The sequence below is a fragment of the Paenibacillus sp. FSL R5-0475 genome (genome assembly GCF_038004585.1).
In the GTDB taxonomy this organism is placed as follows: Bacteria; Bacillota; Bacilli; order Paenibacillales; family Paenibacillaceae; genus Paenibacillus_AQ.
Map to the genome: position 1 here is coordinate 4,518,786 of NZ_JBBORK010000001.1, position 13,778 is coordinate 4,532,563.

12 protein-coding genes are annotated in these 13,778 nt (G+C 44.2%); 7 read left to right on the forward strand and 5 right to left on the reverse strand.

Translation table 11 applies throughout. The annotated features are described in order from the left end of the window. Positions 1 to 39: 39 nt before the first annotated feature. From licT to MKX41_RS20160, 3 genes are all read right to left on the reverse strand, one after another. Positions 40 to 879: a BglG family transcription antiterminator LicT gene (gene licT / locus MKX41_RS20150; RefSeq protein WP_340972801.1), complete on the reverse strand. Its 840-nt coding sequence runs from the start codon at positions 877 to 879 to the stop codon at positions 40 to 42. Positions 880 to 1,157: 278 nt separating this feature from the next. Next, on the reverse strand, positions 1,158 to 3,023 hold the full coding sequence (locus MKX41_RS20155) for a beta-glucoside-specific PTS transporter subunit IIABC (RefSeq protein ID WP_340972802.1): 1,866 nt from the start codon (positions 3,021 to 3,023) through the stop codon (positions 1,158 to 1,160). A gap of 208 nt (positions 3,024 to 3,231) precedes the next feature. Next, a complete protein-coding gene (locus MKX41_RS20160) occupies positions 3,232 to 4,644 on the reverse strand; it encodes a glycoside hydrolase family 1 protein (RefSeq protein ID WP_340972803.1) in 1,413 nt (470 codons plus the stop codon). 113 nt (positions 4,645 to 4,757) lie between these two features. On the opposite strand from MKX41_RS20160, the gene MKX41_RS20165 reads away from it, so the two are divergent. The 6 genes from MKX41_RS20165 to MKX41_RS20190 all read left to right on the forward strand — a co-directional run bounded on the left by MKX41_RS20165 (position 4,758) and on the right by MKX41_RS20190 (position 11,734). Beyond that, positions 4,758 to 5,741 carry a LacI family DNA-binding transcriptional regulator gene (locus MKX41_RS20165; RefSeq protein ID WP_340972804.1) on the forward strand — a complete coding sequence of 328 codons (984 nt, stop codon included), beginning with the start codon at positions 4,758 to 4,760 and terminating at the stop codon, positions 5,739 to 5,741. Positions 5,742 to 5,819: 78 nt separating this feature from the next. Then, on the forward strand, positions 5,820 to 6,491 hold the full coding sequence (locus MKX41_RS20170) for a response regulator transcription factor (RefSeq protein ID WP_076285307.1): 672 nt from the start codon (positions 5,820 to 5,822) through the stop codon (positions 6,489 to 6,491). Then, on the forward strand, positions 6,488 to 7,567 hold the full coding sequence (locus MKX41_RS20175; RefSeq protein ID WP_340972805.1) for a HAMP domain-containing sensor histidine kinase: 1,080 nt from the start codon (positions 6,488 to 6,490) through the stop codon (positions 7,565 to 7,567). Before MKX41_RS20170 ends, MKX41_RS20175 begins: the two co-directional genes overlap by 4 nt. Further along, positions 7,564 to 8,049 (forward strand): GNAT family N-acetyltransferase, encoded by a 486-nt coding sequence (locus tag MKX41_RS20180; RefSeq protein ID WP_340972806.1) that lies wholly within the window; start codon positions 7,564 to 7,566, stop codon positions 8,047 to 8,049. Before MKX41_RS20175 ends, MKX41_RS20180 begins: the two co-directional genes overlap by 4 nt. 167 nt (positions 8,050 to 8,216) lie before the next feature. Beyond that, positions 8,217 to 9,974 (forward strand): ABC transporter ATP-binding protein, encoded by a 1,758-nt coding sequence (locus MKX41_RS20185; protein ID WP_340972808.1) that lies wholly within the window; start codon positions 8,217 to 8,219, stop codon positions 9,972 to 9,974. Next, positions 9,974 to 11,734 carry an ABC transporter ATP-binding protein gene (locus MKX41_RS20190; RefSeq protein ID WP_340972810.1) on the forward strand — a complete coding sequence of 587 codons (1,761 nt, stop codon included), beginning with the start codon at positions 9,974 to 9,976 and terminating at the stop codon, positions 11,732 to 11,734. The genes MKX41_RS20185 and MKX41_RS20190 overlap by 1 nt, the downstream gene beginning before the upstream one ends. A 72-nt stretch (positions 11,735 to 11,806) precedes the next feature. Here MKX41_RS20190 and MKX41_RS20195 read toward each other — a convergent pair whose 3' ends face one another. Both MKX41_RS20195 and MKX41_RS20200 read right to left on the reverse strand, forming a co-directional pair. Then, a complete protein-coding gene (locus MKX41_RS20195; protein ID WP_042194519.1) occupies positions 11,807 to 12,595 on the reverse strand; it encodes a TrmH family RNA methyltransferase in 789 nt (262 codons plus the stop codon). Between the two features lie 97 nt (positions 12,596 to 12,692). After that, on the reverse strand, positions 12,693 to 13,352 hold the full coding sequence (locus tag MKX41_RS20200; protein ID WP_076285312.1) for a potassium channel family protein: 660 nt from the start codon (positions 13,350 to 13,352) through the stop codon (positions 12,693 to 12,695). 136 nt (positions 13,353 to 13,488) lie between these two features. Here MKX41_RS20200 and MKX41_RS20205 point away from each other — a divergent pair, with 136 nt between their 5' ends. Next, positions 13,489 to 13,725, forward strand: a complete 237-nt coding sequence (locus MKX41_RS20205) for a small acid-soluble spore protein SspI (protein ID WP_042191747.1) — start codon at positions 13,489 to 13,491, stop codon at positions 13,723 to 13,725. The last annotated feature ends 53 nt before the right edge of the window (positions 13,726 to 13,778 follow it).

The window sequence follows — 13,778 nt, forward strand, 5'->3', positions numbered from 1 at the left end:
CTAATAAATCAAGGGCTTCCTTGATCATTAGGATATTTGCTACTCCATTTTTTGGTTTGTAATTCTTTCAATGTGTATGGTGAGATACAACATTTCATCATTTGTTAATTCACGATTGTATGTTTTATCAATATAGATTTTTATTTTCTCAACGCTGGCGAAAGCTTCTTTGTATTGCTCCTTCACTAAATTAAATAGGCCATTCTCATTATCCGGCGGTGGAGTGCCATTAATGAGACGTTGGGAAAAAAATTTCAAGTGAGTGATAAACCGATAATAAGCGAGGGACTCCTCATCATACTCTAGTCTAAAATGATGCTTCACTATATTTAAGATGTCATTCATAATCTTCGTAATATTGACCATATTCGGCATCTCTTCATTCAGTTCAGCATTCACCAGATGGAGAGCAATATGTCCAGCCTCATCCTCGGGAAGCATAATGCCAAACTTTGAATGAATAATTTGAAGTGCAGCTTTCCCAACCTCATATTCTTCCTTATAGAACTTTTTGATCTCCCAAAGCATGGCGTTTTTAATCTTCATCCCTTTTGAGAATCGCTCTAACGCAAAGCTGATATGATCGGTCAGACTGATGTAGATACTATCATCCAGCATTTTACCTAGTTGCAGCTTGGCGAAATTGATAATCTCTTCTGAAAGCTCCATATGCTCTATTGGAATCTCAGAAAGCAGTGTTTTTAGCTTATCTGAAAGCTTTTGATTGCTTAAAGTGAAGATCTTTTCAATTTTGTCTTCTTCTAGATAGTCCCCTTGTTTTTTCTTAAAGGCAAGTCCTCTTCCCATGACTACCAGTTCAAAATTAAGATCATCTATGACAGTAACAACATTGTTGTTTAACACTTTTTCGATCCGCATACGGCAACCCCTTGTACCAGAAATTAAAAAAGGCAAAACCAAAAGTAACCATTAAAAAATGGCTAGACTTCGGGTTTTGCCTGCACGACCAGTAACAATCCACAATTATTAATTTATAAAAATCATACCATGGACTTATTTAATCGACAAGCATCTAGCAATCCTTTCCATTATGCGCAACTAGCTATATTTTTATTATGTTTTTCATAAAAAATCGACCTCTCAGCATCCATACTAAGAGATCGATTTCATTTTAATTCTTATGGCCAGCCACTAAATCAAACGACAACAGTCATCAAATCTTCCCCCGGTGTGATCGCTGCTTTCTTGGTGCCAATGACGTCACTATAGTTAGCTGTATTGGTAATAATGATTGGCGTTGTGCTTTGATAGCCTTCATTTTTTATTTGTTCGAGATCAAATTCAATCAGTAGGTCACCCTGCTTAACCGTTGCTCCTTCTTCCACTTTCACATCAAAGTATTTCCCTTTTAACTTCACAGTTTCTATACCGATATGGATTAGAACTTCAACGCCATCATCCGATACGACTGCAATACAATGACCTGTTCTAAAAATGGTGGATACAACCCCGCTTACTGGGGAGTACAGCTTACCTTCTGAAGGTTCGATTGCCATCCCCTTGCCCATTGCTTCAGAAGCAAATGCAGCATCATCTACGGAGGATAAAGGGATTACGTTACCAGCTAGAGGACTTACAATAGTTGTACTTTTCACAGCGTGTGGGAGAATAACTTCGCTCTTTTCAGTATTCGTCTTTTCTTCTACACCATTCGATGTTTCTTCCACAGCATTCGCTTTCTTTTTGTCTTCAAAACCAAAGAACATCGTAATCACCGTAGCCAATATAATCGTCCCAAGAGCTATGATCGCTTGAATAGCCAAAGGTGAGAATGCAGGAAGACTTAATACGCTCACAAATGCGAATACTTCCATTTTTACACCAGCAAGACCTGACATCGCTCCACCTAGACCACCGGCAATAGATACATAAATAAAAGTCCGTTTGTAACGTGTCAACAATCCGTAAATAATAGGTTCAGTTACCCCTGAGAGCGCGCCAGGTAAAAAGGTACTTCCGGCCAATGTTTTCAACTTTTTGTCTTTTGTTTTCAAGAAAATCCCTAAGGCTACACCAAGTTGGGCGAAAATAGCCATACCTGCCATTGCATAGATCGGATCTCCACCCTTAGCAATGTTTTCAAGAATAATCGGAACGAGTCCCCAGTGCAAACCGAGCACGGTCAGGTACGTCCAGGAAATCCCCACAATTGCACCCGTAATAATACCACTCTTACTACTGAGGAACACAATAGCGTCTCCGATTAAGTTCCCTACATTTACTCCAAACGGTCCGAAAACCAAAATGGTCAAAGGAACAATCAACATCAAACATAACATAGGTACCAAGAACAATTGTAAATCCTTGTGTATAAATTTTCTTAGTTGCTTATCTAGTAAAGAATATATACAGATGGCGATGAAAATCGGAAAAACGCTCGATGAATAATCCGACATTACTAAAGGAATACCTAGGAAATGTGGAGATTCAACACTAGCTAATCCCGTAATATTAGGTTCGAGTAAAGCCGCACCGATAGCGCCCCCTACATAAGCATTTACACCAAGTCTAATCGATAACGTAATGCCCAGGAAAATTGGCAGAAAGTAAAACACAGCATTACTAGCGCCGGCTAATACTTTGTAAGTCTCTCCATCCGCCGCTAAAATATTTAACGAAGTCAGTACGGTTAACAGCGCTTTCAACATACCTGCACCCGCTAAGGCACCAATTAAAGGCGAGAAGCTTCTAGAAATCACATCAAAAATCAAGGTTCCTATAGGTTTCTTAACCGTATTATCGCCAGAATTACTATTAGGAGATATGGATTTGCTTATCTCTTTATAAACATCAGCAACATGGGTACCCACAATGACTTGGAATTGTCCCCCTTTGCTAACTGCACCAATAATCCCTTCCATTTTATCCAGCTTTTCTTTATCAACTTTCTGTTCATCATTAAGCGTGAATCTTAGTCGAGTAGCACAGTGAATTACGTTGTTAATATTTTTCTCTCCACCGACAGATTGAATGATGTCTTTACCTAGCTGTTCATAACTCATTATCCTACACCCCTTTGGTTACCGATAAATTAATCAATCGAGAAGGAATGAACGCAAAAAAACCTAAATCACATTCATGCACGAGAGAGAAATCTCCCGTAAACATAAATGAAACTTAGGTTTTGCCTGCTATGCAGTAGCAATCCTGATATCCGATTAATTGTTACTTACAAATTAACATGTTCAATTCATGATGTCAACCGGCATACTAGAACAGGTTCTGTCCATTTGATTCAATCACTTCTTTGTACCAGTGGAAGGACTTCTTCCGGTATCGTTCAAGAGTACCTGAACCATCATCATGACGGTCCACATAAATGAAGCCATAACGTTTCTTTAGTTCGGCGCTCGTTGCGCTAACCAAGTCGATGCAGCCCCAGCTTGTATAGCCCATGACTTCCACTCCATCGGCAATAGCCTCCGCGACCTGAACCAGATGATCTCGTAAATAATTGATCCGATAGTCGTCGTTTATTACCTTTTCGCCGTTCCCATCTAATACCAGCTGATCGACAGCGCCAAGACCATTTTCCACGATAAACAGCGGTTTCTGATATCGGTCGTAGAACATATTCATAACATAACGCAAGCCTTGCGGGTCGATCTGCCAGCCCCATTCGCTCGCTTCCAGATACGGATTAGGCACCCCACCCAGCAGGTTCCCTTCTCCTCTGATCTGTTTCTCTGGATCAGCCGTTTCACAAGTGCTCATATAGTAACTGAACGATATGAAATCCACAGTATGCTTCAGAATCTCTTCGTCCCCTGGTTCAAAATGAATGTGAATCCCATTTTCTTTGAAGAACCGCTTCATATAGCCAGGGTAATACCCTCTAGCATGAACATCCGCAAAGAACATATTTTTGTGATCACTTTGCATTGCCTTGATCAAATCGTCCGGATGCGGAGTGAGCGGATAAATCGGCATACTGAGCACCATACACCCGATTTGGAAATCAGGATTGATTTCATGGCCGATTTTCACAGCCAGAGCACTTGCTATGAACTCATGATGAATAGCTTGATACAGATCCTGCTTACTCAATTTCTCTAACGGCGTATTGATCCCGCCACTCATAAATGGGAACTCAAGAATGGAGTTAATCTCGTTAAAGGTCAGCCAATATTTAACCTTGTTCTTGTAACGATTATATATCGTTCTCACATAGCGCTCGTAAAAATCCACCATCTTACGGTTAACCCATCCATCATATTCTCTTGCCAGATGTAGCGGAGTTTCATAATGGGAGATAGTCACCAGTGGCTCGATGCCGTATTTATGACACTCATCGAATAGGTCGTCGTAAAACTGCAGACCTTTTTCATTGGGCTCCAGCTCGTCCCCTTTTGGAAAAATCCGGGACCAGGCAATGGACGTCCGGAATACTTTAAAGCCCATTTCCGCGAACAGCTTAATATCTTCTTTATATCGGTGATAGAAATCGATTCCCACCAGCTTCATATTATCGTCGGTAGGAACCTCTGTAGGCGCAGACTTAATCCCCTTCGGCATAACATCTTGGGTGGACCATCCTTTACCATCCTCCTGATACGCCCCTTCAAGCTGATTGGCTGCTACAGCACCGCCCCATAAGAATCCTTTTGGAAATTGCAATTCCATATTTTTTCCCGCCTTTGCTATTGTGATAGTATAGGATTACTGCTCTAATTTGAATCCTAAACCTTGGAACGCGTTACATGTCAAGTATTATTCATGCGAAGGAGAACAAACCGATGTCCACTCTTGACGAAATCGCTAAACTGTCAGGCTTTTCCAAAGCCACGGTATCCCGCGTCCTAAACGAATCGCCCCATGTTAGTAAGGAGACTCGTGAGAAAATTCTCGCCATCATGAAGGAGACGGACTATGTCCCTAACCGCAATGCCATTTCTTTATCCAAAGGTCAAACGCAGCAAATCGGCATGATCACCATGGACCTAAACGAGCTTATTCTGAGCTTTATGAACAGCTTCGTCGAAATCTCCGATCATTATGGTTATCAGACGATTATTTATACTACCGGCGGGGATAAGCAGAAGGAGCTTCAGGCCTTTGAGGATCTCAAAATGAAACGAGTCGACGCCCTGCTCATCCTGACTTCCGTCAACGCACAGAATGTTATCTCTTCCTACTGCAAATACGGGCCAATCGTATCCTGGCAGCGTATGGACCATCCTGAAATACCGTCCGTTGCCATGAACCAGTATGATGGATATGCACTTGCTCTGGAGCATCTGATAGAGCGAGGTTATAAGCGCATCGCTAATGCTTTCGGCCGTCCTAGCAGCATCAATACCCACAGCAGACGCCTGGCCTATGAGCAAATCATGACCAAATATAATCTGCCCGTTATGGAGAAATGGTATTACTCTACGATTTACAGTATCCACGACGGAGAGCAGTTGCTGCGCTCCCTTATGGATGAAACAGACCGGCCAGATGCGATTCTGTGCTCCAATGATTTGGTGGCAGCGGGTATTCTCAACGAAGCACGCAGGCACAAATTGGACGTACCCGGGGATCTCGCCATCGTTGGTTTTGATAATTCAGAGCTGTCGCGAACTCTTGGAATCACGACCATTCTGAATCCGATTGCGGGACAAGCGGAGAATGCTTTTCTTCTGTTGGCTCCAGCGCTGCTTGGTAGGGACATGGAGCTGCAGCCGCTGTCGTTTCAACTAATTCAACGGGAGACAACTAGTTTGCCCAACCACTAAAGATTTTGTCTTTAGTACTTTTATCAATTAGAATTATGGGGGAAAGCGGTCAAATCCGAAACCTATTGGAGTGAAACCATGATTAAGATCCTCGTTGTGGAAGACGATAAGCATGTCAGAAAGCTGATGAACGCGGTCCTGAAACGGGAAGGTTATGAAGTATTAACCGCCGAGAATGGAATCCAGGCACTGGAAGTTCTTGAAATCCAGCACATTGATCTGATTATCCTCGATATCATGATGCCGGGGATGGATGGTTACGAATTTGCTGAAGAGCTAAGGAATGCGAACAACATGATCCCGATCCTCATGGCCACGGCCAAACAGCTTCCAGAAGATAAGAAAAAAGGCTTTCGCCTCGGAACCGACGATTATATGACCAAACCTGTAGATACAGAAGAAATGCTGTTGAGAATACAAGCCCTACTGCGCCGCTCGCAGATTGTAAGCGCCCGTAAGCTTGTAGTCGGTAAAATTATTCTTGATTTTGATACGTTAACAGTAACTCGAGACAATGAAAAACAGATGCTTCCCCAGAAGGAATTCCATCTCCTTTATAAGCTTTTATCCTATCCGGAGCGCATTTTCACTCGAATCCAGCTGATGGACGAAATCTGGGGGATGGACAGCGAGACTACGGACACTACGGTTAATGTACATATCAACCGATTGCGGAAACGTTTTGAAAACTATCCGGAATTCGAACTTGTGTCCGTCCGCGGTCTCGGATACAAGGCGGTGAGAAAATGATCAAAAAGCTAAGCAGCAAAATCAGTCTGCCAATCTACTTCTCGCTTGCTGTATTCATTATTTTCCTCATTACAGTGTTAATCACCGGAATTCTGACCTACTTGTCCTTGGCCTTCGGCCTACTTGATGAGCGGATTCTTCAGGACAAAAAAATTCTCACCTTGATTATATTGATTGCCTGCATTATTATCGGCACCGTCACATCAGTAATTACCAGTCGCAGAATGCTGAAATCAATCCGCACATTTATTGATGCTATTGACCAACTGGCCGGAGGCGATTTCTCCATGCGGCTGCAGCTAAAGCACCCTCCGGAGTTCAAGATTCTTTCCGAGAATATTAACCGGATGGCCGAGGAACTGGGTGGCATTGAAATTCTGCGAACAGACTTTGTAAACAATTTCTCCCATGAATTCCGTACTCCGATTGTGTCGATTAAAGGGTTCGCTGAAATCCTGAAGGATGACGAGCTGAGTAAGGATGAACGGAATGAATATCTGGATATTGTTATCGAGGAATCTACCCGTCTGGCTACACTGGCCTCCAATGTATTGAACCTCTCCAAAGTGGAAGCACAGGCCATATTAACCGACCGGCAGCCCTTCAATGTCGGAGAACAAATTCGCCAATGTGTCCTGCTACTTCATACTAAACTTACGAAAAAGCATATTTCCTTCAAAGCCAACGTACAGGACTATATGGTACCTGGGAATAAAGAGATGCTGAACCAGGTCTGGCTGAATTTATTGGACAATGCGATTAAATTCACTCCCGAGCACGGCGAAATCGAAGTTACTATGAGGCAGTTGAAAGATCAGGTTGAAATTACGTTCCGTGATAATGGAGCAGGCATCAGTCCAAGTGCACTTCCCAAGGTCTTCGACAAGTTCTATCAGCAAGATACCTCTCACTCTACTGCCGGTAATGGCCTGGGGCTTACGATTGTCCAAAAAATCATTGAGCTGCACGGCGGAACCGTCACCTGCGACAGTGTTCCAATGCAAGGAACCACTTTCACCGTGCTGCTCCCCGATTTTAAAAAGGTAACTAAAGAATTGGGGGTTACCAGTAAATGAGTGTACAATTCAAAAAACTGAGCGGCTTTAACCGGGGAATTCTCCTTGAATTATTGACAGATGCGTATTCATTTGATCGCAGATATGAACAAAGCTCTATTTCTGATTGGCAGGATTTTGACAACTTTTTCTTTGACCATTTACAAATTGCAGATAAATATGCTTTTATCACAACTGTAAATGATGAACCCATCGGATTTGTGGTGTGGGACCCGAGAAACATGCCTGAGTATGCAGAAATTGGGCATAATTGCATTGCTTCAAAACATAAAGGCAATGGCTATGGTAAAATCCAGCTTCAAGAGGCGGTTAATAGAATCACCCAGAATGATGTAACAAAAATTATTGTAACCACGAATGACGATTTAAACCCTGCTCAACGGATGTACGAAAGTGTTGGATTCACAATGTATCAAAAAAGGAAAAGTGAAACTGGCGCAGACTTTATTGAAGAATTCATAGATTATGTGTACTTTTTATAAAATGCTAATGTGTTCACGTATATCTGCTCAAACAGAAGAGACCACCCCAAGCAGTCATTCTATGGCTTAAGGGACGGTCTCTTCTTTCTTTTCATAGCAAAAGTTAACTTTCAGTTTATCATTCTTCGTTAAGATCATAGCAACGATAATGCAAAGGAGTCATTCTTATGTTGAAATTACTCAAGAATCTGGAACCCAAAGAATGGTTCTTATTCTGTATCAGTCTCATGTTCATTATCGCTCAAGTCTGGCTGGATTTAGAACTACCTGACTACATGAGTGATATTACCCGGCTGATCCAGACACCAGGGAGCGAAATGAATGAAATCCTTGTCGCAGGCGGTTGGATGCTGCTCTGTGCTCTTGGCAGTCTGGCGACCTCGGTTGTTGTAGCGGGCATTGCTGCAAGAATAGCAGCCGATTTGTCTGCAAGATTGCGTTCCAAATTGTTCGATAAGGTACAATCCTTTTCGATGGAGGAGATCAGTAACTTCTCAACAGCCAGTCTAATTACCCGTTCCACGAATGACATCACGCAAGTACAAATGCTGATTGTGATCGGCTTACAGCTACTTGTGAAAGCACCCATCCTCGCAGTGTGGGCGATACTCAAGATTTCGGATAAAAGCTGGGAGTGGACTCTTACGACAGGTGCCGCGGTGGCATTGCTAGTGGTTATTGTCGCAGTCTGTATCGTGCTCGTCCTGCCTAAATTTAAAAAGCTGCAGCTGCTTACAGATAATCTGAATCGTGTATCCAGAGAGAATCTTAACGGTCTTCGTGTCATCCGGGCATATAATGCCGAGGAATATCAAGAACAGAAGTTCGCTGTAGCTAACAACGAGCTTACCAGCACCAACCTATTTGCCAACAATGTAATGACCCTATTGATGCCGAGTATTACTTTGATTATGAGTGGACTCAGTCTCTCCATCTATTGGGTGGGTGCAGTGCTCATTCAAGCAGCCGAGGGTACTGCCAAGATGGGCTTGTTCTCAGATATGATCGTATTCTCATCTTATGCCATGCAAGTGGTTATGGCCTTTATGATGCTGATTATGATCTTTATTCTACTGCCCCGTGCTCAAGTATCGGCTAAGCGTATCAATGAAGTGCTAGAAACAGTACCTAGCTTGAAGAATGGATCAGTAACTCAATTCCCTGTCAAGCGAGAAGATGAAATTGAATTCAGGGGGGTTAGCTTCAAATATCCAGATGCAGAGGAATATGTGTTGGAGAACATCAGCTTCACGGCGAAGCAGGGGGAGACGGTTGCTTTTATCGGATCTACAGGCTGCGGGAAAAGTACACTTGTTAACCTCATTCCCCGTTTCTATGATGCTACAGAAGGCGAAGTGCTGGTAAATGGTATCAATGTCAGAGAATACGACCAGCAAGCGCTGCGGAATAAAATGGGCTATGTCTCTCAGAAGGCTGTTCTATTTGGCGGAACAGTGTCCTCCAATATTGCATTTGGTGAGAACGGATCCGGTCAGGTCCTCAGTTCAGATATTGTAGATGCGGTGTACACTTCCCAATCCTCTGAATTTGTAGAAAAGCTAGAGGGGAACTATGATGCCCATATCGCCCAAGGTGGAACGAATCTGTCTGGCGGGCAAAAGCAGCGGCTGTCGATTGCCAGAGCGATTGCCCGGCGTCCAGAAATATTAATCTTTGACGATTCTTTCTCCGCACTTGACTATAAGACTGACCGCAAACTGCGTAGTGAGCTTAAGAAAGACGCGAATGATTCAACGATGCTGATCGTTGCACAGCGCATTGGTACGATTAAAGATGCCGACAAGATCATTGTGCTGGAAGCCGGACGAATCGCAGGCATGGGAACGCATGACGAACTAATGCAGTCCTGCGACGTCTATCAGGAAATTGCTTATTCTCAGCTTACAAAGGAGGAGCTTGCATAATGAAAACCAAAAATAAAGGCCAGAATACATGGAGCAAGCTGCTCCGCTACTGCCGTAAATATGTTCCGGTTATTGTGATTGCGCTAATCTGCGCGGCAGCTGGAACGGTGCTCACGTTATTCGGTCCGGACAAACTCTCCGAGATCACCGACAAAATTACAGCTGGTCTTGCCGGCAGCATCGATATGGACGGCATTACTACCATTGGCATTACCCTCGTCGTAATTTACGGCGTCGGTGCGTTGTTGTCACTCTCGCAAGGCTTGATCATGTCGATTATTACCCAGAAGGTCTCGAAGAAATTAAGAACTGATCTGGCTCATAAAATGAACAAACTTCCAATCTCCTACTATAATAAATCGGCCACAGGTGATATTTTATCTCGGGTAACGAATGATGTAGATACCATCGGGCAATCGATGAATCAGAGTATTGGTAATGTCGTAACCGCCTTAGCTATGTTCGTCGGTTCGATCGTCATGATGCTGAAGACCAATGTAATTATGACCCTTACCGCTATCGTGGCAACGATTATCGGCTTTGGCCTTATGGTGGTCATTATGAAGAAATCACAGAAATATTTTGCTAGCCAGCAGGAGTATTTAGGTAAAATCAACGGTCATGTCGAAGAAGTGTACACAGGACATAATGTAGTTAAAGCGTATAATGGCGAAGCGCAGATGCGCACTACCTTCCACGAATTAAATCAGGGACTGAAGAACAGCGCCTTCAAAGCGCAATTCCTCTCTGGGCTGATGCCACCCCTGATGGGCTTTATTGGTAATCTAGGATTCGTTGCCGTTTGTATCGTTGGAGGTGTACTCGCCATGAACGGTATGATTTCATTTGGGGTTATCGTCGCCTTCATTATGTATGTACGTTACTTTACCCAGCCGTTGTCCCAGATTGCCCAGGCCGCGCAGAGCCTGCAAGCTGCATCTGCAGCCGGCGGACGCGTGTTCGAATTTCTGGAGGCTGAGGAAATGGAAGACGAGAGCCACAAAGAGAACACACTGCCAACTGCTAAAGGTAAAGTAAAATTTGACCAAGTACAATTTGCGTATGAGACTTCAGAAAAACTGATTATCAATAACTTCTCGACAGATGTAAAACCTGGGCAAAAAGTGGCGATCGTTGGTCCTACCGGCGCAGGCAAAACTACGCTGGTCAATCTGCTCATCCGGTTCAACGAATTAACGGGCGGAGAAATCTACATCGATGATACACCGATCAGCAGCCTTACGAGAGAGAACATTCATGATCTGTTCTGTATGGTCCTGCAGGATACCTGGCTGTTTGAGGGTACCATCAAAGAGAACCTGATTTACAATCAGCAGAACATTACAGACGAGAAGCTTATAGAGGCTTGCAAGTCCGTTGGCCTGCACCGCTTCATTAAATCCTTAAGTGACGGATACAACACCGTACTGAACGATAAAGTTAATCTGTCCGCCGGACAAAAGCAGCAGCTGACCATCGCTCGCGCGATGCTGAAAGATGCGCCAATGCTCATTCTTGATGAAGCTACAAGCTCAGTGGATACCCGTACAGAGCTGCTGATTCAACAGGCGATGGATAAGCTTATGGAAGGCAGAACCTCTTTCGTTATCGCACACCGGCTCTCAACGATCAAGAATGCTGATGTGATTCTGGTCCTGAAGGACGGCGATATCTTGGAAAGCGGCAGCCACGCAGAATTGCTGGCTCAGAACGGATTCTATGCAGAGCTCTACAATAGCCAGTTTGAGCAGGCTTCTTAAAAACGACAAAAAAACTGCAACTCAATCATGAGCTTGCAGTTTTTTATCGTCCGTTCCTTTTTTAGAAGCAGCTTATGCCTCCCTCTGTCTCATTCCCTCAAACAGCAAAATCGTCGCGGCCATCGCTGCATTTAGTGATTCAGCGCGGCCTGCCATCGGGATGATGATACTCTTGTCCACGAGTCGCGCAGTTTCCGGCGAAATGCCTTTGCCCTCACTGCCAATCAACAGCCACTGACTGCCGTGAAAATCATGCTGATAGCACGATTCTTCTCCCTGCAGCGAAGTACTTACCAGCAATGCCCCGCGTTCCCGGGCCTGTGGCAAAATCTCACTTAAATCTCCCTCAACCACAGGGAGATGGAACATCGATCCCATTGTGGAACGAATGGTCTTCGGATTGTAGAGGTCGGCACAGCCTTGGCCTAGGATCACTCCGTCTGCTCCCGCTGCATCCGCACTACGGATGATGGTGCCGACATTACCGGGGTCCTGGACACCGTCCAGGACAACCACCAGACTATCCTTCTTCGCTAGGATAGCCTCTACCGCCTGCTGTTCCTTCCGCACGATGGCGAACACCGGCTGCGGTGTATTAGTGCTGCTGCATTTCGAGATGATCGCCGCTGTTACGCCGATCACATCCATGCCCTGAACGGACTGAAGAAGCCCCTTGAGTTCAGCGGGCATTCCCTTGTCCAGGTCATAAGCAAGGCATTCCACATCTGCTTCAGCCAGCAGCGCTTCCTGTACCAGATGAACGCCTTCTACGATATATTTACGAGCCTTGTCACGGTGCTTTTTCTCCTGCAGCCCGGCCCACTCTTTAACCCGCGTATTTTGCGGAGACATGATTTCCATAAAGTCTTCCTTTCTTAAGCCCTGCCAGTTATTCTTGCTCTTATCTTTATTCTTCTTCATTTCTAATCCCATATAAACCTGATGATTACGTTACCACCTACTGATACGCGATCTCCAGCTTCGTTAGGTTATCTTTATGCCCAACGATTACAAGGATATCCCCATCGATCAAGCGATCCTCTGCGCGAGGGGAGATGTTCATCTCTTCACCTTGGCGAATAGCCATTACGTTACAGCCATATTTTGCACGGATATCGAGCTCTTGTAGATTTTTCCCGAGCATCGATCCGGATACCTTCATGTCCAAAATACTATAATCAGGCGACAGCTCGATATAATCTAATATATTAGGCGAAGCCAAATGATGCGCAACCCGCATTCCCATATCCCGTTCAGGATAAATCACCTTGTCTGCACCAATTTTTCCTAATACTTTGCCGTGCAGCTCACTTTTTGCTTTTGCGATAATTGCTGGTACACCAAGGTCCTTCAGGATTAAAGTTGTAAGAATGCTTGCTTGAATGTCCTCTCCAATAGCCACAACCACCACATCAAAATTGCGAATACCAAGTGCGCGTAGCGCTTCTTCATCCGTTGAATCTGCAGATACGGCGTGTGTTACTATATTTGAAATCTCCTGTGTCCGCTGCTCGTCCGCATCAATCGCAAGTACGTCAAACCCCATACCGCTGAGTGCTCTCGCAACACTGGATCCGAAACGCCCCATGCCAATGATGGCATATTGTTTTTTGGCCATGTCTTATGTACCTCCCGTAGCATTTCTATATCTAAAACAGTATAGCATACACGAACAAAAACTTGAATTTCCAGCACCTATACAGGGTACATTAAAACGAAGTGAATATCACTATATTTCAAAAAGGAGGTACTTTATGTCGGTTACTATTGACTTACGCCAGGCGATTATTCATAAAGTGCATGGTCAATCTGAAGAAGATTTGCGACATATGATCGAAGGCTCGGTAGACGGACCGGAAGCAGCACTCCCGGGACTTGGCGCCGTGTTTGAAATGATATGGAAGGACTTAGACACCGCTAAGCAAGATAATTTGGTTTCTATGCTCCATGATCACCTGGAGACGATTACTCCCGGGAATATCACGTCATAGCTAGCCGCAACTAGTCAAAAACCTCCGCTTTCCCATTGTGCAATTGCACGCTG

What these genes read in the sequence shown, in the direction of transcription:
- licT (WP_340972801.1), bottom strand. Translation starts at nt 879, where the DNA reads ATGCGGATCGAAAAAGTGTTAAACAACAATGTTGTTACTGTCATAGAT.
- MKX41_RS20155 (WP_340972802.1), bottom strand. Translation starts at nt 3,023, where the DNA reads ATGAGTTATGAACAGCTAGGTAAAGACATCATTCAATCTGTCGGTGGA.
- MKX41_RS20160 (WP_340972803.1), bottom strand. Translation starts at nt 4,644, where the DNA reads ATGGAATTGCAATTTCCAAAAGGATTCTTATGGGGCGGTGCTGTAGCA.
- MKX41_RS20165 (WP_340972804.1), top strand. Translation starts at nt 4,758, where the DNA reads ATGTCCACTCTTGACGAAATCGCTAAACTGTCAGGCTTTTCCAAAGCC.
- MKX41_RS20170 (WP_076285307.1), top strand. Translation starts at nt 5,820, where the DNA reads ATGATTAAGATCCTCGTTGTGGAAGACGATAAGCATGTCAGAAAGCTG.
- MKX41_RS20175 (WP_340972805.1), top strand. Translation starts at nt 6,488, where the DNA reads ATGATCAAAAAGCTAAGCAGCAAAATCAGTCTGCCAATCTACTTCTCG.
- MKX41_RS20180 (WP_340972806.1), top strand. Translation starts at nt 7,564, where the DNA reads ATGAGTGTACAATTCAAAAAACTGAGCGGCTTTAACCGGGGAATTCTC.
- MKX41_RS20185 (WP_340972808.1), top strand. Translation starts at nt 8,217, where the DNA reads ATGTTGAAATTACTCAAGAATCTGGAACCCAAAGAATGGTTCTTATTC.
- MKX41_RS20190 (WP_340972810.1), top strand. Translation starts at nt 9,974, where the DNA reads ATGAAAACCAAAAATAAAGGCCAGAATACATGGAGCAAGCTGCTCCGC.
- MKX41_RS20195 (WP_042194519.1), bottom strand. Translation starts at nt 12,595, where the DNA reads ATGGAAATCATGTCTCCGCAAAATACGCGGGTTAAAGAGTGGGCCGGG.
- MKX41_RS20200 (WP_076285312.1), bottom strand. Translation starts at nt 13,352, where the DNA reads ATGGCCAAAAAACAATATGCCATCATTGGCATGGGGCGTTTCGGATCC.
- MKX41_RS20205 (WP_042191747.1), top strand. Translation starts at nt 13,489, where the DNA reads ATGTCGGTTACTATTGACTTACGCCAGGCGATTATTCATAAAGTGCAT.